Below are 23464 nucleotides of genomic sequence, written 5' to 3'. Positions count from 1 at the left end.
TGTACAACGACATATTAGGTTATATTCACCTTTCCATACAATCTGCATCAGCAATAAATGTCAGTCACTGCACCAATCACCCTATCTGCGCGCAACCTGATTCGCCGCTTCGGTCAACGCGAGGTCATCCATGGCGTATCGTTAGAACTTCGGCATGGCGAGGTGCTTGGCCTGCTTGGGCACAACGGAGCCGGCAAAAGTACTACGCTACAAATGCTGACCGGCGCACTGCTGCCGCATTCGGGGCAAATTGAGATATGCGGCTTCGACCTCACACGCCAGCCCCAAAATGCCAAGGCGCAAACCGGATTCTTGCCAGAAACGCCGCCTCTATACCGGGAAATGAGCGTAAATGATTTCCTTATATTCGCCGCAAAACTGCATCGTGTACCCCGTGCGCAGATTGCGGATGCTTTGACCGAGACCAAGCGCCGTTGCGGCTTACAGGACAGTGGAAAAAAAATCATCGGGACACTATCCAAAGGCTATCAGCAACGTGTCGGCATTGCGCAAGCAATCATCCATCAACCAGAAGTAATCATTCTCGACGAGCCCACCGTTGGCCTTGACCCATCTCAGATCCGCGACATCCGCACCTTGATCCGCGAACTGGGGAATATGCACAGCGTTATCCTTTCTACCCATCTGCTGGGCGAAGTGGAAAGCATTTGCGACCGCGTCGAAATTATGCATCACGGTCGCCTAATTTACGGCGACAGCAGCACAAAAATGCAGCAATACGGCAGTCAACCAGGCTTCATCGTCACTCTGCTGGCGCCGCCTGCACTTTCCGTATTGCAAGCCATTGCCGAAGTACAGCAAGTAGACCAGCTTTCCGCCACACAGTTCCGCATTCTGCATGCAGCCAACACAAACCCAAGCGCTGCTCTGCTCGCGCTCGCCGCACAACATGGCTGGCAAGCGGAGCAACTCGTTCCGCTGCGAACACGACTAGAAGATGTATTTATGCAAATCACTCAAGACGAAAAATTATGATTCTAACCATTGCGCACAAGGAATTCCGCAGCCTGTTCGTCATCCCTTCGACCTGGCTGATTTTGGGCGCTCTGCAATTTATCTTCGCCTGGTTTTTCCTGGCACGCCTTGACGCCTTTTTACAAGTACAGTCGCAACTGGCGCAGCTTGCCAACGCGCCCGGCGCCACATTAGCCGTGGCGGCTCCATTATTCGGCACCATCGCGCTGATTTTGATGATGCTGATACCAATATTTACCATGCGCTTGATCGCCGAGGAACGGCGCAACCAAACCCTGACACTATTAATGAGCGCACCGGTTTCTGATTATCACATCGTGGTAGGCAAATTCATCGGTCTAATGCTATTTCTGCTGCTCATCATCGCAAGCTGCATGTTGATGGTGCTAACGCTGGCCGCAGGCACGCAACTCGACGCAGGCCTTCTTCTCACCAATGCGCTGGGGCTTGTACTGCTTGCCGCCAGCTACGTCGCTTTGGGACTGTATATTTCCTCGCTCACCGCGCAACCAGTGGTGGCCGCCATCGGTGCATTGGCCATATTTTTCGGTCTGTGGCTGGTGGAAGTCAGCGCGGTGGATAACGACAACACTTGGCGCGCGCTCGCCCCCACCAGCCATTTTCAAAGCTTTAATATTGGCCTGTTGAATAGTACAGACCTGATGTTCTTCCTGCTGTTTTGTACCGCCTTTCTGTTGCTAACGATACGGCGGCTGCACAACAACCGCATTTATAGCTGAGCCTTCCAGCATGAAATTCCCACAACCCAATCTGCTCATTAAAAACATTGCCTTCACCGCACTACTGCTCGCCGCTATAGTAACTTTGTATCAACTCGCCGCACACCACCCCACGCAATGGGATATAACTCAAAACGCCAGCAACAGTTTGGCAGATAGCAGTGTAAATGTACTGAAACAGCTGCAAGGTGAAATAAAACTAACGATGTATGTTACCGGGCAAGATGCCAACTTGGGCGATATGCACAGGCTAACCCGTGATTTTGTCGCCCTCTATCAGCGCTATAAACCCGACATTTCGCTCACCTTCATCGACCCGGTGAAGCAACCGGAGGAAGCGCGCAAGGTCAATATTCATGCCAATGGCGAGATGCTGGTTGAATATGGCGGCAAGCGCGAACATCTCACCATGTTGAACGAGCAAGCGCTTACCAGCGTGTTGTTACGCATGGCTCACAAAAAAAATCAACTACTTGTATATCTTGATGGACATGGCGAACGCAATCTGGAAGGCATCGCAAACCACGATCTCGGCGAATTCGGCAAGCGGCTGCAACAAAATGGCTTTCGCCTCAGCAGCCTGAATTTAACACTGGCACAGGACGTGCCAAACAATGCCAGCATGCTGATCATCACGCAGCCGCAAATCGATCTGTTGCAGGGCGAAATAGATAAACTACTGCGCTATATCGCCAGCGGCGGTAACCTGCTGTGGCTCGTAGACGCCGAGCCATTGCGTGGACTGGAACGTCTGACTGAAAAATTGGACATAATCCTCACGCCTGGCATCGTGATTGATCCAGCAGCAGAAGAAATGAATATTCCCGCGACCTGGGCGCTGGGCGCGGGTTACCCGCCGCATGCCATCACGCAAAATTTCAACTTGACCACTGTCTTCCCCTTTGCACGCGCCATTGACTGGGAGGAAAATGCTGCATGGCAGCGCACCATGCTGGTAGAGGTCGCACCACGCGGCTGGGTTAGCCGCGATATACCGCAAGGTAAACCACACTTCAACAAAGCCCATGACATCCCCGGCCCAGTAACCATCGCACTCGCCTTGCAACGCCACATAAACGATCGTGAACAACGCATTGTTATCATCGGAAGTGGCTCGTTTCTTGCCAACGCCTATTCCGGCAACGGCGGCAATCTTGATCTCGGCGTCAACATAACGAACTGGCTAGGCAACGAAGAGAGGCTCATCACCACTCAACCCCGCGCAGTAAAAGATGGTGCGATTACCTTAAGCAAAGTCCATCTGACCATAATCAGTAGCAGCTTCCTGATTGCCATGCCTATCCTGTTAATGCTGGCGGGTGCTATTCTGTGGTGGCGCAGAAGAAATTAAACCGGCTCTCTTTCCGCAAGTGAAGAAATGTAAAATTTAATGTAATCATTTTGTAACCGCACTTGCTCAATACCTCAGCCCAAAAGCCCCCCATGCGTGTCTGCCTTCTACACGCCCTAATTTGCATTCTCTGTAATGGCTGCGCGGTGGTTACTGTCGCTGATGCTGCGGTTACCGTGGTTGCAACAACCGTTAAGGTCAGCGCCGCGGTGGTTGGTACGACTGTCGATGTTGCAGCGGCAGGTGTGAAAGCAGTTGCTGGAAGTTCTGACAAAAAATAAAGTATCAAGGACGATACCTTCCTTGTGCCAACGTCAATATGCCGAATTATCTAAGCCATCACTTTTAGCCTAAATTTGTAACCGATTTGTAACCATTTTTTCGTTATATAGTCGAATATTTATTAACACCATAAGTATGGATACTTTAAAATAACTAATTGATTAATAGTAAAACATGCGTACTTATGAAATGACCATAAACAGAGAAAAATCTTATGCCTGAGCTACCCGAGGTTGAAACCACCCTACGCGGACTTGAGCCGCATTTGGTCGGTCAGCGCATCGCGGACGTCGTCATTCGCACATCTCATCTGCGCTGGGCCATCCCCAAGCAATTGGCCACCATCTTGCATAACCAGATAATTCACGCGCTGCATCGCCGTGCCAAATACTTGTTAATCAAATGCGACAGCGGCACGCTTATCCTCCACCTCGGCATGTCCGGCAGCTTGCGAATTTTGTCCGCGGACATAGCGGCAGAAAAGCACGATCACTTCGATTTAAAGCTGGCAAACGGGATGCTTATGCGGCTACGTGACCCGCGCCGTTTTGGCGCGGTGCTGTGGCATGAAGGCGACCCCGCACAGCATCCGCTGTTGCTGAAGCTTGGAGTGGAACCGCTGGAGAATGAATTTAATGCCGAATATCTTTATCGTGCGATACGCAAACGCAATGCCGCAATCAAGCTGGTCATCATGGATCATCATCTAGTAGTAGGCGTCGGCAACATCTACGCCAATGAAGCTCTATTCCGCGCCGGTATCCGCCCGCAACTACCAGCCGCAAAACTTAGTCGACCGCGCTGCGCGCGATTGGTACAAACGATACAAGAAACGTTGACGGAAGCCATTGCGCTAGGCGGCAGCAGCCTGCGCGACTTCGTAGGCAGCGATGGCAAGCCTGGCTATTTCCAGCAGCACTACTGGGTGTATGGCCGCGGGACCGAGGCTTGCCGTGCATGCGACACAACCATCAAGCAAATTCGGCAAGGACAGCGATCAAGTTTTTATTGTCTACAATGCCAAAAATAATCAATACCTTTCCTATCGCTCCGGCGTTCTTATGTCGAAATACAGCTTTCAGACCGTCGAATGAGAAAAAAATTGCACGAAACATTTTTTGGATTTGTGGGTCAATAATATGTTCCTATCTATAATAAAAATTGGAAAAGTTACCTGCACCGGAGTATTTATCAGGCAGTTCAAGAGCATAGTTGATCGTGTCGTTACATATACAAAACAGGAGGAAATGTCTTGGCTATAGGTTGGATTAGCGCACTGAAGGTCATACCATGGAAAGATGTGTTGGAAGCCGCGCCGGGCATGGTTAAAGGCGCAAAGCGCCTTTTTTCTGCGGCAAAAGCTGAAACAAACAACCAGCCTATCGCTGACAGTTCACCAACGATTGTTTCCTTCGATGCTGAAGGATTTGCAACTTTGGACAGTCGCGTTCGTCATCTTCAGGCGAAGATCGTAGAACTGAATTCTGAACAGAACTCATCAGCCAAATTAATCAAGTCACTTGCCGAACAAAATGCACGCGTCGTTAATGCAATCGAAGTTTTTAGAGTTCGAATAAAAATTCTGATCTATGTTTGTTTTTTACTGGGTATCACTCTATCTGCCTTGATATTTGTGGTGATGCTAAAGTGAAGCGATACCCCAAGCCAAGACTTCTCGCGTTACAAAATACTTGAGAAATTAGCCCTCAATTTCTTTTATTTTACTCATGCTGGCTAATCTGCTTTTCCGAAATTCCAGTGCCTCGTCGATCACACGCATAAATTCACTGAGCTCGAAGGGCTTGCAGATATAGCGGAAAAATCCTGCTTCCAACCCCTTCAAAATATTTTGAGGCATGGCATCGGCGCTCAGGGCAACGATAGGAATATGCGCTGTTAGCGGATCTTTGAATAGAATCTCCATGGCTTCGATACCATTGATATCAGGCAAGGTGACATCCATCAGAATCACATCTGGCAGATGAATACGTGCCAGTTCGATACCGAGATTGCCGTTACCCGCGACCAGCAAGCGCATATCTGGACGATCCTCCTCAATGAGCTCCTTGACTAGTGACAAACTGATCGGATTATCTTCAAAATAAAGCATGGTGTGCTGCTGGGTGCCGACATAAGTTTTCGCAGTAAGCTCTTGAGAGTTGCATCCTGCTGGTGCAAGTTGGGGTTCAGTAGCCGAGATTAGTTCGAACCAGAATACGCTACCCACGCCGACGGTGCTTTCCACACCGATTGAGCCGCCCATCAATTCGATCAATTGCTTGGTCACCGCCAGACCAATGCCGGTCCCTTCGACGGCACTATTCTCTTGACCAAGACGATTGAATGGCTGGAAAAGTTGCGTCAATTTTTCTGGGGGCAATCCAGCTCCAGTATCCTGAATACTGACACGAACGTAGCCCGAAGAGCCAGTGACGCACTTCACCTCTACCATTCCCTGCTCGCGATTGTATTTAATCGCATTGGATAGAAGGTTGATCAGAGCCTGCTTTAACCTGGTCCGATCAGCCTTGACAGTCAAAGGGTTGTCGAAATTGGGAAAGATCAAATGGATGCCATATTGCTGTGCCTGAGGTTCGATCATGGCTTGGCATTCGGATATGACCTCAGCCAGAGATACCGATTCCAGGGACAGTGCGAGATTGCCAGACTCAATCGTCGCGAGATCCAGAATTTCGTTTATTAGCTCCAGCAAATACCATCCTCCATGGAGAATCTCTTTAAGCCTTGCCATCTGGGTGGGCGTTGGCGCAGGGGAACCGATTTCTATCAACTGGGCAAAACCAAGAATGGCATTAAGCGGGGTGCGCAATTCATGGCTCATGCTGGAAAGAAAATTCGATTTCGCAAGATTGGCTTTATCTGCTGCTGCCTTGGCGTTTATCAGTTCTGTTTGAATACGCTTGCGTTCAACAATGTCCTGGCGCAGATGTTTATTCGCCTCCGCAAGTTCCTCGGTGCGCTTTGCCACCTGTTCCTCTAGAAGCCAGCGGTGTCGCAGCAGTTCAGCTTCTACCTGTTTACTTTCGGTGATGTCAAACAGAATGCCCTGTAGAAATAGCGAGCGTCCCGACTCATCCCGCACTACGCTTGCTTCATCGCGAAACCAAAAAACTGTCCCGCCGCGGGAAATAAGGCGATATTCGCAACGCAGGGGAGTGCCGGTGGCGCGGCTTTTTGTCAGTTCATACAGCACGCGCGTCTGGTCTTCTGGATGAATCTGGGCGAGATGGACTCCCGGAGTTTCCAGCCATTGTTCCGGGGAAAAATCCAGCACCTTAATTTGTGGGCTAACGTAAAGAATTCGATTGGTTTCATCTAGCGCTGCGATATAGGTGATTGCCGGGATCTGCTCTACCAAGTTGCGATATTTAGCTTCAGCTTGGAGCAGTTTGTCTTCCGTCAGTATCTTTTCCTTCAGCATCTGCCGTTCGTTCAGCACTCGCTGAATGACGGTAGGTAACAATTTGAGATATTGCCGGTCCACATCCTTGACCAAGTAATCCCGTGCGCCACGCCTCATTGCCTCCACCGCAACTGCGGCACTGTCAGCGCCGGTCAGCATCATCACGGGGACCGGAATCTCACCTATTTCGTCGGCCAGCTCCTTCAAAAACTCTAAACCATTCATATCCGGCATGTGGTAGTCGAGCAAAATACAGTCCGGCTTCTGCGCATGCGCAAACTGCAGCCCCTCTCGTCCGCTTTCGGCTTCTGTCAGCACATATTCGTAATCCGGGCATTGTGCAAGGGCGCGGCGACAGGCTAAGCGGTCCACCATGTCATCGTCGATTACAAGTATGCGAATCTGCGGTTTTGTCATAGGAAAATCAGCATGTTGTGAAAATTCCAAAATGTCTCTTATGGTCCGTCCACATCAGGGCATCTCACTGATGGTCCAATAGGTATCGATGGAACGCATCACTTCAACGAACTGTCGGTAATCCACGGGTTTTGCCATGTAGCCGGCCACTCCCAAGTTGAAACTGTTCACCTTGTCCTGTTGCTCTTCGGACGTGGTCAGCACAACCACCGGGATACTTTTTAATAGGTCATCATGCTTCAATACCTGCAAAAACTCGACGCCGTTCATGATAGGCATATTCAGGTCAAGCAAGATAATACATGGTTTCTCGTTGTTAGAATCGCGCAAATAATTCAGAGCATCTTCGCCGTTTTCCTGCCGTACCAGCGGATTCGTTACGTGAATATCTTTTAAAGCGCGGATAACTGTCATGGTGTCCACTTGATCATCTTCCACCAGGAGAATGGGTTTGTTGGTAATCCTCATACTCTATCTCTTTCCTTAATTTGAACTTGCTGTTGTTACAGTTTTGGGTAGCGTGAAGAAAAACGTGCTTCCCTCCCCGACTTTGGACTCCAACCATATCTTACCACCATACATTTCCACAATTTTTTTCACCAGGGAAAGGCCGACGCCAGTACCCTCCACCCTGTCTCGCGGTACCAAGGTCTGGAACAGCTGGAAGATTCGTTCAAAGTGCCGTAGTTCGATACCTGGCCCATTGTCGGTGATGCGAAATTCCCATAGCTTGCCCTCTGAGCTACAGGCGATGCGAATTTCGCCCTGTGGTTTGTCCATGTATTTGATGGCATTGGAGAGCAAGTTTTGAAATACCTGCTCGATGCGGGTCGGTTCTGCCATGACGGTCGGCAAAGTATTTTCAATAGTGACCACAATATTGGCCGGTGGCGAAAGCAGGTCAATCACCTCCCGCACCAGCTGGTCGAGGTCCACCGCAATCATCTTCTCCTTCACCTGGCCTACCCGCGAATATTGCAAAATCCCATTAATCAGGTTATCCATGCGATATACCCTTTTAATAAGCAGACGCATATGCTCTTTGCCCTCTTCATCAAACTTGTCCGAGTAATCATGGGAAAGCCAGCCTGCCAATGCGCTGATGGCCCGCAGCGGTGCCTTAAGATCATGAGATACCACATAAGCAAAGCTTTTTAGTTCTTCATGGGTACTTTCCAGTTCGTGTATCAGACGCGCCTTCTGTTCCTCAGCCTGTCTACGCTTGCTAATGTCGCGTACAGATCCGGTGAATATACGGCGTTCGCCCTGGCGCGTTTCGATCACTGCCAACTCCATGGGGAAAGTTGTTCCGTCCTTGCGCAGCCCCACCACCTCACGGCCGATACCAATAATTTTTTTCTCCCCGGTCTGCAAGTAATGGGCGAGATATCCGTCGTGCGCTTCGTGGTAGGGAGAGGGCATGAGCATGGAAACATTCTTTTCGATTACTTCGGCCTCGGTGTAGCCGAATATGCGCTCGGCGGCGGAGTTGAAGGTTCCAATCGCACCATATTCGTTAATTGTAATGATGCCCTCAATCAGGTTATTCAGCATGGCGCGGACATGCGTTTCGCTGTCGCGCAACTGACCGATGATCTTCACCAGACTATCGTTCATTTCTTTCAGGGCTTGCATCAGTTGGCCGATTTCATCCGCCGACCGAACTTCGATTTGCTGCGTAAAATCGCCTGCGGCAACGCCACGAGCAATCTTCACTGCTTTTTCCAGCGGCCCGAAAACAGCTCGGGTAAACGCGACGCTGATCAATACTGCCACTGCCAGGACAATTATTATCAAGGCGATGAAAATATTGCGAATGGTCGCGTAGCGGTCTTGTTGGTATCTATACTCCTGTTTAGCAACATCTATTTGAAGATTAATGAGTGCGCTGATGTCCTCCTTAACTAATTCATAGAGGGGACGTACCTTTTCCACAACAATTTGATTCGCTTTTTTGATATCGTTGGTACGCAAAGCGGCTACTTCTGGCATTAGACCCTCAGTGACGAATTTTTTTCGGTCCTCGGAAAATTTACCAGCCAGCTTTTCCTCCTCTGGAGTCAGATAGGTCGCCATGTACTCTTCCCAGGTCTTGGTGATCTCTTTGACGTTTTTTTCGAATGTTGCAGTGTTTTTGTCAATGACCTCGGGTGTAGGTGTCACCAAGGCAGCCGCGATGGCGAGACGGCTTTGGTGCAAGAGCGATTCAATATGTTCCAGTTGTCCGAGCGGAATGACGCGATCCTCATAAACGGTTTTGAGACCGTCGTTCGCTTTACTCATTCCAAACAATCCAAGCATTTCGATTCCTAGCAGGAAGGCCACCAAGAAAGAAAGAGTGAAAATCAAGCGCGATTTGATGGTCAAATTTTTAAACATATGAACCTGGGTTGATAATCAAGATATTAATCATAGTGCATCATCAAGGATAACTATACCATTGGCTGGGATGGGATATGAATCTTGCTTGCCCGGCCCGTGATATCCATGCCAATTCCATTGGTGGCTGATTCCCGCCACTATTTGTTCATGATGCCGAATTTTCTAGTGCAGCTTCTCTCCTGGGCGGAAAGAAAAATTCGCGTGGGTTGCTCACAAAGCGTGTCCCCAGCATCAGCAGCAATTCGCCAATACGATTGAAGCGAACTTGACGCGCCTTCATCGCGACGTAAAGAGCCAAGCCGAAGCTCACCGCAAGATTAACTATCCCGATCAGCACAATGCCCAACAGTGAAATTGCTACCAGCTGCCAACTCACCATGAAATCAAGCGCAACCAGCGCAAAAGCAAAGTTGACTGACGAAAACGTGACGTGGCGGATATCAATGAAAGGAAGGCCGAGCATGAAGCCTATCAGCCCCATGCTGCCGAGCATGATGCCGAACGTAAAATTACCCATTAACGCACCAAGATTGTCTCCGATATAAGCCGCGAAGCGGTCAAGTCGGTGCTCGCCTAACAATTTGCGCAGCCAGTGTAGTTGTTTTAAACGAGCTGGAATTCGAGTGTAAGCACACTTGTTGTCGTAATAACCAGAGATCAACCCGGCAAGAAAAAGACAGGCGCCGGCAATTGCGGCGTGAACCAGAGCAAAGCTATAGAAGGGATTGATATCGTCCAATGTATGCCAGGCTTTCTCCTCCGACATCACCGGCGTACCGGCCATGTAACCTAGCACGGCAATTAGCATACCGGTTGGAATCGCGAGTATCACATTGCCAAGAATTGAAACCATCTGGGTGCGCCATACAATAGCGATGAGTTGCACTACCCCATCAAGCGGGGCCTTACCTTTATTGTTCATTGCAGCATTCTGATCAACCGTGGCCGCAATCGTCGCCGCGGTCATTGCTGGTTGCTTGGTGGCAACCGTAAAATGCATGACGTGTATCAGCAAAAAACCAAACGCATAATTCATACTGATGAAAAAAGCCTGGGTAAAAGGCGCTAGCATCATCTTGCCAATCCAGATCTTGATCAGCGCCATAAATCCAATTATGAAACCCGCCCCCATGGATGAGCGCAACATATTGAAATACTCGCCGCGCGTCGCGGCAGCATAATGTTCACCGGTTTTCCCTGCATTCTCTGTTACCTGCAAAGCCACCAGATCGGTAACGCGAGTAAATACATCACGCACGCTGTACTTGCGATTCTCCTCACGCACTAATTCACGCAGCAAAGCCAAACTGCGCATCGTGGTTTCGTTCGGGTCGAGCAATACCAGCAAAGTTTCCAGCCGCTTGATCATCTGATGCACGCGCTGCAAGTGATATGTAAGGCTGATGCTCGCACCATTTTGTGCAGCTTGCTTGCGCACCTTTACAAGCACATCTTCGCATTGCTGCAACAATACGGGGATATGCGTGTCGTCAGGCAAAGCGGGGGCTCCCTTGAGATGTGCATGATAGGCCCGGTAATATTCGCAGACCTCGACGTTCTGCGCTAAAAAAGGAGATTCGAAGCGTTCGATATCAGGATAATGACGCACCAGTTCATGCTCAAGCCCCGTGGACGCAATGCGGTAGGACAACATCTGGACTGCATCCAGCATTTCCTCCTGAATTTTTGCCCATCCGGGATGAGATGGCTCAGCATCAAAATCGATGCATTTCAATAATTCAATCCATATTTCATCAGGAATCTGGTCGACCCATAGATAATCGGTATGCATATGGAACACGAGCCCGAACATATCCTTCAGATAATCATCGCGTGTTTCCTCCGGCAATAAACGAAAAATGATGCGATTCCAGACTGTAGTAAAAAAACCTTCGTTAGATAATATGCCGATATCGGCATATAGATGGCTGTGGCGACGCTTCTCAAATAGCGTCAACACATACCTCCGCAGTGCGGCAGCATATTCAGGGTGCATCCTCAGCAAAGTGATCAAAGCGCGCAAATTTGTCGTAGCCACCTCACCAACATTGGGATCCTTCGGCCGAATGCTGTCGACCAGCGCAATCAACAGGGCTGGGTCAGTCTCTTCGGGTGCTGCAAGAATATTTTTAAGTACAGATTCCATTCGTTTCAATCCAGGTAAAGGTAGGTAGATTGGTGAGCACGATAGCGTCCGGCTATCGCATTGGCTCCAACAAGCAAGCTTTCGATTGAAGATGAAATGCGTTGAAGGTCAAATGATTAGCAGGTGCACAGCTATTTTGAATAAGTGCAGATTCGTCAAATAATTTTCTTTTTCAATCTCATCTATTGCACAATTTCTGCTGCCAGGCAATGTGTAACGGTCTACCTACTGGGTGGACTCGTGTGAAGTGACATATTAGATTCATCAAGGCTTAGATTCGCGCCTTGATCCAACTGCGGTCTTATGCGGCGCGGGTTCCTGCGCTTTCTGAATCAGCCGTCCGCAATCACTGTCCAGACCCGGTCCGGTTTCAATAAGGGGGATCAGAGCGAGCAGCGGGTTAACTATGCCAAGCAATATCGCACCAAGGCCGCGCTCAGCAAGTTTGACCTTGTCCAGTTGCACGTCAGGATTGGCTAAAGTCCCGCGTATGTGAATGAGACCGCGCAATGAAACCGGGCTTTTATCTTTTGGTTGCGGATTTAGCGTCAAATCCAGCGTTTCCTTGCCAAAATCGATAGTACCGGCACCACCGATATTGGTGTCCACCGTATCGAGGACCAACGCATTGGCCGCCATCACGCCATTCTTAACGCCAAAATCAGCGACGCCGCAACGGATTTGCGTAGGCTGATCACCCTTCATCTTGAATCTAAGCCATTCCCACAAATCGAGACCGATTATTTCAACCATTTCGTTGCTGATCTCACCACCCGCGATGACGAGACCGAGCTTGCCATTGGAGGTTGCCAGCATGTGCGCCACCGAGTTGCCTTCTCCAGTTAAATCGAATGCGCCATTGATCTGGCCGATACTTGATTTGGATAAATCGACCGTCGGAAATAACTTGCCCAGCAAAAGTTTTTTTGCTTGCACTTTAGCATGTGCCCGGATCGGATCCTTCTGTCCATCTAGCGAAACCACGGCAATGAGATCACCGCCAGCCAAGCCAAAGTTAAGCGGATTAAGCGTCAGAACGGAGTCCCGCAGTTTCAAATGGACTACCAGATCTTCGATGGGCAGTGCCTTGGCTCGACGGATGGATTTTGCGCGCAGTTTTACGTCTGCATCCATGGTGCTCCAGCGGTCAGTATTGAACGGCTCGTCAGGCAACACGCGAGCCTTGGCTGAGATTATTGTCGTCTGGCCAGACGACGGGGCGGGTTGCTTTGCGGCCTCTGCGAGGCTACCCTGTCTAGCGCCGATCAGTGGACCTAAGTCAGCCAGATCGAGCAACTTGGAAACCAGCTCGCCTTGCATGAATGGACGTTTACCGCCGGTATCGACCTGTAGCGTGCCGGCAATATCACTCTTGCCTGTTTTGCCTCCAAAATTTTCATAACGCCACTTGTGCTCGCTGTGCATCAGGCGGCCCTTGGTCGAATAGGCGGGAGTTTCTGGAAGCACGATGCCAATCAATGGAAAAAGGTCTGCGAGACTATCGCCACGCAAGACAAGATTTAGATCGATCGCAGAAATTTTGGTCAAGCCGGTAATTGTTCCATCGGCCTGCGCGGCAGTATTACCTATTGTTGCATCGATCTTCAACGGGTAGGGCATAGTTTCATCGCGCAGGGCTAACACCGGCCCGCCCGTACCATGCGCCGCGAGTGGAAGACCTTGGTATTGCCCTTTGGCACTGAAAACAATGCTCGCTTTAGCCGTACCAGCTTTTTGCTCACCTTGCGTCGAAATTTCTGACTGAATACTGATCATTTTCACGGGGTCGTCGTAAGAGAATCGCCCGTTATCAAGTAGTATATGGTCAATCTGGATGCGTGAATCCTCGTCTTTCTGATCACGGTCAAGCAACCAGTTCTTCCGGCCGTCTGCGCTCTGCTCCAAGAAAACTACCGGGCGCTCAAGACGCACTTCAGGCAAAACCACGTTTTTCATTAGCAACTCTGACAAATCAATTGTGAATTCGACGCCTTCAACTGCAACCATTTGTTTTTCCTTGGCCCATGGCGGATTGGCAAACGTAATACGTTCAGCGCGAAACGAGGGGCGCGGCCAAGCAAGATGGGCTGACAAATCGCCATTGATTACCAATTGACGACCAGTCTTTTCCGTTGTCATACGCTCTATCGGCCCCCGCAACCAATTCCAATTGAAAAACGCAATAATCAGAACGATTAACACTATTGTCACGAGCAAAAACCCGCCGACCCATTTCAACAAACGGCGCAATACCATGAAAGACTGTCCATTGGATTTCATCAGGCACCTCTATAAAAACATTACATTTTTAAAAAACTCCAAAAAAAATATTTAATCAAATACTTTGGTACGGGTGAAGTCTGGCGCTCACATTAATCAAAGCCGCAAGCATGTTTTATGCGAGAACACCACCTAACCGCACCTCAACAGTGTGTGGCTCACAATCGTTAACCAGAGTAATGACCAAATCGTGCTGTGCAACACCGTCGATGGTCACACCTGGCGCATTGTCTGTATCGTCGGTCTGAACGATGGTGATGCGATAATCCGTCTCCCGATAGCGGTAATTCACCGTGAACGTCTTCCAGTCCGCGGGGAGGCATGGTGCGAAACGCAGCTTGTCAACCTCCAGCGTTAAACCCAGGAGTGTTTCCAGGATCAATCTATACAGCCAGCCGGCAGAGCCTGTATACCATGACCATCCGCCTCGGCCGGTGTGCGGCGAAACGGCATAGACATCGGCTGCGACAACATATGGTTCCGTTTTGTATACCGCTACCGACTCTGGTGTTTGCGCATGGTTCACCGGGTTAATCATCGCCAACAATTCCCACGCGCGCTGACGATCCCCCAATGCGGCGAACGCCATCGTCGCCCAGATGGCCGCATGCGTATATTGCCCGCCGTTCTCACGAACACCGGGGACATAGCCTTTGATGTAGCCGGGATTCAATGGCGATTGGTCGAAAGGTGGATCGAGCAGTTGAATAATGCCGGCATCCCGTCGTACTAAATGCTCGCTCACCGCTTCCATGGCTTGCCGTTGTCGTTTGTCGGCGCCTGCTCCGGACAGCACTGACCAGCTTTGCGCAATCGAATCAATCCGGCATTCAGAGTTGGAGGAAGAACCCAGCGGGCTGCCATCATCAAAGAAAGCACGGAGATACCATTGACCATCCCAGCCATGCAGCTCGATATTTTGGCGCAGACGGGCGGCTTCCTTTTCGCAGCGATCGACAAAAACCGTATCGCCATGCTGTGCAGCGACGTCGACAAATTGAATGAGTACGTCATACAGGAAGAAGGCTAGCCAGATGCTTTCGCCCTTGCCGTGGATACCGACCAGATTCATTCCGTCGTTCCAGTCTCCGGCACCCATCAGCGGGAGGCCATGTTCGCCGAATCGCAACCCGTTAACGATTGCGCGCACACAATGCTCATATAAACTCGCGGCCTGCTCGGAATGGACAGGCAAGTCGTAATATGAATCTTCGTCAGCGTGGACCAAACGACCCTCAAGGAATGGTACGGATTCATTCAGCACGCCAATATCGCCGGTGGCTGTTATGTAGCGACAGGTCACCAGTGGCAGCCAAAGATAGTCATCTGAACAGCGCGTGCGCACGCCGCGGCCCATTGGTGGATGCCACCAATGCTGGACGTCACCTTCAATGAATTGACGCGCTGCACAACGAAGCAAATGCTCGCGCACCAGGACAGGTTCCGCATGCACAAGCGCCATCGCATCCTGCAACTGATCACGGAAGCCAAAGGCCCCGCCGGACTGATAATAACCGCTGCGACCCCACATACGGCAAGCCAAAATCTGGTATACGAGCCAACCGTTCATCAGTAGATTAATGGACTGATCGGGTGTTTGCACCTGCACGGCACCGAGTGTACGCTGCCAGTAATGCTGCACTTTTTCTAATGCCTTGTGCGCCGCGATCGAACCGCGGAAACGTCGCGCCAACGTTCGAACATCGTCAGCATCACGACCAAGGCCAAGACGGAAAACAGTCTCGTGCGTCTGGCCTGTATCCAGCTCAAAAGAGACCCGGAGGGCACCGCAGGGATCCAGCGCCGGACCAACCCGACCCGAGAGTTCCGCCCACGCCATCGCAGCCGGATTTTTGAGTCCACCGTTACGGCCAATGAACTCGGTTCGATCACCCGTCACGCTACGTGTGGTATCGTCAGTGTCGAAGAAGGCGATCCGGCCTGCGAAATCGTTGTTATATGGATTGCGCGCGAATAGCACTCCGCTCTTGGGGTCGATCTCGGTGATCACGTGCATACCAGTTTTCTCCCGCAGATCGCCCAACACCCATTCTGTATATCCGGTCACGGATAGCTGTCGTGGCCGTCCGGAATCATTACGCACTTTCAGCATCGTGAATTTAACTGATGCATCCAATGCAACGAATATCCATAGCTCCGAATGGATACCGCCCTCGCTATGTTCGAAGACGCTATAACCGAACCCGTGCCGTGTAACGTATGGCGTTACACCACATTTTGGCAAGGGTGTTGGCGACCAGTAATAGCCACTCTCTTCGTCGCGGAGATAGAATGCCTCTCCTCCCCCATCGCTTACCGGATCATTGCGCCAAGGTGTCAGGCGGAATTCGTGCGCGTTCTCGCCCCAAGTATAGGCTTGACCGCTCTCTGAAATCACCGTTCCAAAGTGCGGGTTAGCCAACACATTCGACCACGGTGCAGGAGTCATTTGGCCGAGTCCGGTGGTGATGACATATTCGCGGCCATCCTCGGAGAACCCGCCGAGACCATTATCGAAGAGCAGCCGGCGCCGCGGCAACTCAACCATTCGCCTAGAATCAGAACGACGAATCGGCGCCGATCCAGTGAGCGCGACTGGCAATTCCACAGAGATACGACGGGTGACCTGGTCCGCCAAACTGCCGTTACTATCCACAATGATCGCGCGTGCGACTGTTTGCAGCAATATCCGATCCTCTGGAGCAATTTGCTCGCCACGGTGGACGAAGATGCCTCCCGGACAGTCGAGCATGTGTGCCTCGACACTACTGGAGACCAGTCCCATTATATGTTCTTGCAGTAATTGTCGATAACCTGAGTGATCCTCATTCCAGATTATCAGATCAACCGCCAAGCCTTTCAGACGCCAGTATGCATGCGCTGCCACCACTTTCCGCACCAAATCAATGTTGGCCGGATCGCCAATCTGCAGCAGCACGATTGGGAGATCGCCGGAAATGGCGTACCCCCATAGCCCCGATTGACCGCGCTGATTGTTGCGCAGCACGCTGGTATCAGCGCGCAATGAAGCATTGGCAAAGAGCACCGAACCGGCCAGACGGCAAAATAGTTGCGCATCAGCTTCGCTCGCATTGAGTTGCCGCAACATCACAAGGCTGTGGGTTCGCGCCAGATCGAAAACGCGATCTGCCAAGCGAGGATCCTGATATTTATCGACCAGGTTTAATACGGCATGGCGAGAATCGCCGACCCCGGTGACGATGTCGATCGTAGCGGATTCGCCGGGACCAATAGACAAGCGTTGCCGAATTGCCACGATTGGATCTAAAACAGAGCCGGCGCTACCAGAAAGAGATACTGAATCAGTCATCGCATGGGGAGCAGCAACCGTGTTTCCACGTCCGATAAAACGCATGCGGTCCGTCTCATAAGAGACGGCATCAACGGGCGCACCCTGCACGGTCATCAAGTGGAACATCCACGGAGTCTGATCGCCCTGCGAGCGCGGCCGCCGATGGCAGAGGATCGCATGCCGTTCAGGCAATATCTCAGTCTGCACAAAAAGATTGCCGAAGGCCGGTGCCTGAGCATCGGCCACTGCCGTTGCAAGCACGACTTCAGCATAAGTGGTGATCTCGATAGTTTGACGTGTCCATGCACGGTTGGTGATGCGGACACGACGCAGCTCAATATCATCTTCCGGCGAAACCGTAATCTCGGTATGCGTATCAAAATCATGATCACGGCGACGGAACTCCACTCTGCCTTCCGAAAAAACCACTTCATATCGCTTCGATGGTTTTTGTGTAGGCTGATGGGTAGTTGACCAAAATTCACCGCTAGACACATCGCGCAAATAACAAAAACTGCCCCAATTGTCACATGTCTTGTCTTCACGCCAGCGAGTAACGGCAAGATCCTTCCAGCGGCTGCTTCCTCCGCCCGCATTCGTGACCATGACATGATAACGACCATTCGACAGCAATTGAACCTCTGGACTCGGCGTGTTGGGGTTTTTAATTATGCGTATCGGCATCTCCGCGACTCCCTCAGCCGCGCGGATTTCAGGAAGCTCGGCGGAGCGCAGATGGAAGACTTTAGCCTGAGGAATCCGTTCCTGAAGCAATAACATCGTCGCCTGAAATAGAGGGTCCGATTCAAATCTCCGCTGCATAGGACGATCCAGCAACAGATATGCCAATGAAAGTATGCTCATTCCTAAATGATGAGCCATAAATGAGCGCACCACGGCCCGAGTTTCACCGCGCCGTAGTCGCGATGACGTGTAGTCGACAGCTTCGTAAAACCCGAATTTGCCGGCAAAACCTTCGGCGGCGAGCTTCTGAAGGTTCGAACACGCAGCTTCAGGTGCAACCATCAAGGCCATTACCGAGGCATATGGCGCAATGACAAGATCATCGCCGAGGCCGCGTTTAAGCCCTAGTCCCGGTACGCCGAATGCTCGATATTGATAATTTAAATGGACGTCGACGCCGTTGTACCCGGACTCCGACATACCCCAAGGCACGCCGCGTTGGTTGCCATACTCGATTTGCCGATTAACCGCCGCCTTGCATGTCTGATCAAGCAGAGTGTTGTCGTAGGTCGGCATCACGAGTAACGGCATGAGATACTCGAACATCGATCCGCTCCACGATAATAGAAGCGGCTTCCCTCCGGTAGTAGTAAGCATCCGGCCAAGAGCAAACCAGCTCTCCTGTGGCAATTCGCCTTGTGCAATCGCGATGAAGTTGCACAGCCTGGCCTCTGAGGCAAGCAGATCATAGTAACTGGCATCTAATCGGCGCTCACCAACGTTGTACCCGATTGAGAGCAAACGTCGTGCGTGGTTGTACAGGAAGCCATATTCCATATGCGCAAACTCGCACGATTTTCGCGCAAGATATTCGAGTGTTTCTATCTGCTCTCGTGCGCGGTCGTTACCCTCACTAGCAAGTTGGCGCAGCGATGGAATTTTTGCGGTAAGCGTCGAATCGTGCATCTCGGACGAGGTATTCGGCAGCAGTAACGGCGCATGAAAAACCAGGTCATCGAGAGCGCCTTCGCATTGCCTGACCAGCGCCTGCGCCCATTCGACACTTTCATTAAGAGAGAGAGTTACTGCATTTTTTTCGATCTGATTGACCACTTCATTAGCGTAAGTGAGCAAGCCCTCCAGATATGCTCGAATACCCACCAATGTAAGGGGGTGAGCCATGGCTGCAGCTTTGAGAGTTTTTTCGAATTGCGCCATTGGAATAGCAGCGGCGCCACTGGCCGTCTCAGCGACAATCCGCAGCGTGTCGCCCAGCGCAGAGAACAATCGTCTCCCAATAATCGGAGCATCGGGGATCTCCAGCAATGCCGCACGCAATGTCAGCAAATGGGCCGCCAGATTCCCGCTGTCCACTGTAGAAACATAACGCGACAAGGGTTTCAGCGACAGGGTGTCATACCAGTTATAAAAATGTCCTCGGTGCCGCTCCAATACATCCATGGTTTGCAAAGTATTTGCCGTGCGCTCTATAAGTTGGCCATATCCGATGTAGCCAAAGTCGTAGGCGGTTATATTAGCAAGCAGCGCCAAACCGATGTTAGTCGGTGAAGTGCGATGCGCGATTGTCGCAACAGGGTGTTCCTGAAAGTTGTCCGGCGGAAGCCAATTGTCTTCCTTCCCGACAAAAGTCTCGAAAAATCCCCACGTCCGACGCGCAACCTGACGCAGAAAAAGAATTTGATCGACTTTCAACTCTGCGTTTCGACGCTCCAGCGGTCGACTTATCCACCAAGTGATTGCCGGGGACACCGCCCATAGCAACAACACTGGAAGCGCAACGATCAGCGCGGCTGGCATTTTGATCACCAAGGTAACCATCATCATGACAGCGATAGCGGGTGCGATCCACATCGACCGGTAGGATGCACCAAGGCTCGTGTAGCTGGAAGGTGAAATTACTTGATTGGGCTCACGTTCGATCTCGCGCGACGGCTTCCATTCGAGAAGTCGCCGATGAGTGACCACCATCCGCACGACCGTGCGCACGATCGCGTCAAGGCTGAAATAGACCTCATAGGGCAGACATGCCAGCGAAAATAAAACCTGACCAAACTGTCGACCTGCCGCGCGCATCACGGCACTCAAGTGCTGCCGCAGATGCACTTCACGCGGCTTTCGCAACAAATCAAAGAGGACGGCAATCACAATGGGCGTAAAAAGAATGCTGATTACCGTCAATGTCCAGAACCATGCATGTGGCAACGCCACCCACCCCAATAATAACAATAGCGCCAGTGCCGTCGGGACCAGACTTCGCCGGAGATTATCGAACAGTTTCCACTGCGATAGCGGCGATAGCGGATTGCGGTGAAAGCTCCCATTTGAGCTAGGAATGCGCGAAAATAACCAGCTCACAAGTTGCCAGTCTCCACGAATCCAGCGATGACGCCGGCTTACGTCCGCGCTGTAGCGGGCAGGAAATTCCTCATATAACTGTACGTCACTAAGTAAGCCTGCCCGGGCATAAGATCCTTCCAAAAGATCATGACTGAGGACTCGGTTGTTCGGAAAACGCCCTGCGAGTGCCCGTTCGAAAGCATCGACGTCGTAAATTCCTTTGCCGATGAATGAACCCTCACCGAACAGGTCTTGATAAACGTCTGAAACCGTCCGGGTATACGGATCAATACCGATCTCGCCGCTAAATAATTGCGCGTATCGCGAGCGATTTGTTCCGGGCAAACTTATATCAACACGCGGCTGCAGAATGCCATAACCTTCGGTCACAAGAGTATTATCATCTTTGCCTTGGCCGGTTCCGCCGAACCGTGGGATATTCAGCGGATGCGCCATCGCACCAACAAATTGCCGAGCTGAATCACGCGGCAATTGCGTATCGGTATCAAGCGTAATAACGTACTTTACTTTCGACAATAATGCTGTATCACCCACGATGAGAGAGAATGCGTTACCCGCTCGACCGCGCAAGAGCGCATTCAAGTCCGCAAGTTTTCCACGCTTGCGTTCAAAACCCATCCACACTCCCTCCTGCGGATTCCAGCGACGCGGACGGTGAAACAGGAAGAATCGGCCCCCGTTTTGAAAACCATCCCCGATTGAATCCGCGGTCTCATCTGCTTCGTTACTGGAGACATCGCCATACTTTTTGTTTAGCTCCTCAATACTGGTTCTGGCGATCTGCAAAAGGGCCTCGTCTTCAGGGAGCTCTTCCTGATTCGCATCCAGAAAATCAGTCAACAGACCGAAATCCAGATTTTGATCACGATTGGCGAGAAACCTTACCTCAAGCGCTTCGACCAAGTTCAATACATCGGCAGCATTCGTGAGCATGGTTGGAACCACAACCAGTGTTCGGGTCGCTGGGGGAATTCCTGTAGAAAAGTCCATTCGTGGCAATGGATGCGGTGTCACTAGCAATTGGGCCACCCAATTCACCAGCGCAACGGCCAATTGGCTTGTCGCAAGTAGCGACAGGACATACACTGCGCCCAGCAACCAATCGCGCGCACCGTCCCCATAAGCTTTAATCACGAGACCACTGGTCAGGAACAGCGTGATAAGCGTAATCGCGCTCAGATAAAAGAAAAACGAAAACCGGCGACTTATCCGACATAGCTTCTCAAGGATAGACAAGCGTGCCTGCACCGTTCGCTCCAGATCCGGCAATCCTTTACCGATCAAATGAAACCCAACATGGGCCGCAATCTCGTCGCCCCTCCCCATTGCCGCACCTTCGCGCGCCAGCCGAAGCGTCGTTTGAGCCACCTCCACTTCTGACAAAGCACTACCCTTGGCTAAGCGTTCCACGACATGACGGTACCGATCACGGGTGACAAAATCCATACGGCCATATACACCACCCGGATCCTCCCTCAAGATCGTTTCGATTGCACTAGCAGCTTCAGTGAAATCGCGCCAATCGACGGCTCCAAGCATGCGCAGGCTGCCGATACTGTTAGAAATAGATACCTGATCAGCCGCCTGTTGCTGATTACCGGACTGCACCAACTCCTCGATCGTGCGATTTGATTCGGCGAGGCTTTGTTCAATCCACTTCAACGGCAATGCCAACGCGGGACTCTGCCCCTGTAGCCGACGCACAAATTCCGAAACAAATGGAGCCGTCATTGGCGGATCGGATCGCGCCATATCCGCAATGACCAAAATCAAGCCCTTGGGATCCTTCTCCACAACCTTGGTCATTTCGTCGGCCCATTTGACGGCAAGGTTTCTCTCTAGCCTGTCAATCTCGATGTATACGGCAACACGGCGCAGATTCTCGATTAATGCCAGACGCAACATGATAGGAATCGCCCATAATTCGCCCAACTGCAAAGTGGTAACGGTCTGGTAGGAAGCCACAAATCGACTAAGCGTTTCCGTGTCGACTCGACCATCGCCATGGGAAATAGTCTGCAAAGCGATGTCGTACACCCGAGGAAGGCCAGCCGAGGATCCACGCACCAGGCACGGCAACTCGCGACTATAATTTTTGGGAAGGTGATGCTTGGCAGTGCGGATCTGCTCTTCGAGCAGGTGAAAATTGTCGAACAGCCATTCTCCGGCTGGTGTCAGTCGATGGTTCGCCTTAACTGTTGCTGTCAGAACATTACAAACGCTGATCAGTGTGCTTTCGTTCGCGGCCAGCCGTGCCAGAAGTTGGTCCGGGCTGCGTTTCGGCGACACTGTGTGTGACGCTGCAAGAATTCTGCCATATAACTCCATCTGATCAGCGCTAAATAGTTCCGATCGTAGTGGTAGTTCTTCGCGAAGCTGGGTTCCTGGCCATCCGATTTTGCGAAACCAGGTTGTCAGGGATAGCAATAAATCAGAAATTTTCGTGTCTCCAACCTTCAAGTTAAACATCCTCCAATTTGAATACTCTGTCTACGAGACATAATCGCAATGCAAGACATTGGTGATGGCTTAGGCATTTCGAAGTGTCGAGACTGTAAGTCGAAAACGGTCACGGCATTTAACCACCTGGCTTATGTGCCTGTGCCTTTCATCTTGAGCAAACTGTAGTAATTTCATGTTCCCGGACATAGAGATAGGTTAAATAACACATTTATCAAAATGAATTCAAATGAAGATTTAATGAACCAATAAAGTAGAAATTTTGATGAAAACTTCAAACCAGAAGTCATACCTGACTGGTTATATTATTGAGTTTTACAATGCCGCCAGATTACAATCGAAGCTGGGCAATCTGTCGCCCACCGTGTTCTAGCGAAAAATATGCTGCTCGCTGTAACTGTTATTTACATGTCATTTTTTGTAGGTAGGGGCAAATGTATCGAGTTTTCCCCGGCACCTTGCCCACAGGGAGCAAAATTTGAGAAGCTTGTGCATGTGAAAATTCATGAGCACTTACCAGGGCAGCAGCCAATCCCACCCATACAACAAGTAATACTGCGTATTGATAGTATATAAATGATGAACGGCTTAGATATTACAAGCCGTCCAT

General features: G+C 50.8%; 12 protein-coding genes. 6 read left to right on the top strand and 6 right to left on the bottom strand.

The window, feature by feature from the left end; all coding sequences use genetic code 11:
• Window positions 1-57: 57 nt before the first annotated feature.
• The 6 genes from MJ768_RS07260 to MJ768_RS07240 all read left to right on the top strand — a co-directional run bounded on the left by MJ768_RS07260 (window position 58) and on the right by MJ768_RS07240 (window position 5020).
• Entirely contained in the window at window positions 58-996 is a 939-nt protein-coding gene (locus tag MJ768_RS07260) for an ABC transporter ATP-binding protein (protein WP_239289557.1), read from the top strand.
• On the top strand, window positions 993-1736 hold the full coding sequence (locus tag MJ768_RS07255) for an ABC transporter permease subunit (RefSeq protein ID WP_239289555.1): 744 nt from the start codon (window positions 993-995) through the stop codon (window positions 1734-1736). The genes MJ768_RS07260 and MJ768_RS07255 overlap by 4 nt, the downstream gene beginning before the upstream one ends.
• Before the next feature lie 10 nt (window positions 1737-1746).
• Window positions 1747-3087 (top strand): GldG family protein, encoded by a 1341-nt coding sequence (locus tag MJ768_RS07250; protein ID WP_239289553.1) that lies wholly within the window; start codon window positions 1747-1749, stop codon window positions 3085-3087.
• Between the two features lie 146 nt (window positions 3088-3233).
• Window positions 3234-3368 (top strand): hypothetical protein, encoded by a 135-nt coding sequence (locus tag MJ768_RS15145; RefSeq protein ID WP_256449834.1) that lies wholly within the window; start codon window positions 3234-3236, stop codon window positions 3366-3368.
• Window positions 3369-3583: 215 nt separating this feature from the next.
• The gene (gene mutM, locus MJ768_RS07245; protein WP_239289551.1) at window positions 3584-4399 is read left to right on the top strand and encodes a bifunctional DNA-formamidopyrimidine glycosylase/DNA-(apurinic or apyrimidinic site) lyase; all 816 of its coding nucleotides are present in this window, start codon (window positions 3584-3586) and stop codon (window positions 4397-4399) included.
• A 222-nt stretch (window positions 4400-4621) separates the two neighbouring features.
• Window positions 4622-5020 carry a hypothetical protein gene (locus tag MJ768_RS07240; RefSeq protein ID WP_239289549.1) on the top strand — a complete coding sequence of 133 codons (399 nt, stop codon included), beginning with the start codon at window positions 4622-4624 and terminating at the stop codon, window positions 5018-5020.
• A gap of 48 nt (window positions 5021-5068) precedes the next feature.
• Here MJ768_RS07240 and MJ768_RS07235 read toward each other — a convergent pair whose 3' ends face one another.
• The 6 genes from MJ768_RS07235 to MJ768_RS07210 form a co-directional block, all read right to left on the bottom strand.
• Window positions 5069-7210: a response regulator gene (locus MJ768_RS07235; protein ID WP_239289547.1), complete on the bottom strand. Its 2142-nt coding sequence runs from the start codon at window positions 7208-7210 to the stop codon at window positions 5069-5071.
• Window positions 7211-7264: 54 nt separating this feature from the next.
• Complete coding sequence (locus MJ768_RS07230; RefSeq protein ID WP_239289545.1) at window positions 7265-7678, bottom strand: response regulator; 414 nt, start codon at window positions 7676-7678, stop codon at window positions 7265-7267.
• Window positions 7679-7693: 15 nt separating this feature from the next.
• Window positions 7694-9589: a Tar ligand binding domain-containing protein gene (locus tag MJ768_RS07225; protein ID WP_239289543.1), complete on the bottom strand. Its 1896-nt coding sequence runs from the start codon at window positions 9587-9589 to the stop codon at window positions 7694-7696.
• A gap of 148 nt (window positions 9590-9737) precedes the next feature.
• On the bottom strand, window positions 9738-11738 hold the full coding sequence (locus MJ768_RS07220; protein WP_239289541.1) for a site-specific recombinase: 2001 nt from the start codon (window positions 11736-11738) through the stop codon (window positions 9738-9740).
• Between the two features lie 264 nt (window positions 11739-12002).
• On the bottom strand, window positions 12003-14018 hold the full coding sequence (locus MJ768_RS07215) for an AsmA family protein (protein ID WP_239289539.1): 2016 nt from the start codon (window positions 14016-14018) through the stop codon (window positions 12003-12005).
• Window positions 14019-14133: 115 nt separating this feature from the next.
• A complete protein-coding gene (locus tag MJ768_RS07210) occupies window positions 14134-22854 on the bottom strand; it encodes a GH36-type glycosyl hydrolase domain-containing protein (protein ID WP_445082975.1) in 8721 nt (2906 codons plus the stop codon).
• Window positions 22855-23464: the final 610 nt, after the last annotated feature.

The organism is Candidatus Nitrotoga sp. 1052 (assembly GCF_927312905.1).
In the GTDB taxonomy this organism is placed as follows: Bacteria; Pseudomonadota; Gammaproteobacteria; order Burkholderiales; family Gallionellaceae; genus Nitrotoga.
Note: the sequence above shows the minus strand (reverse complement) of the source record. Positions and strands in the feature narration are given on the sequence as shown.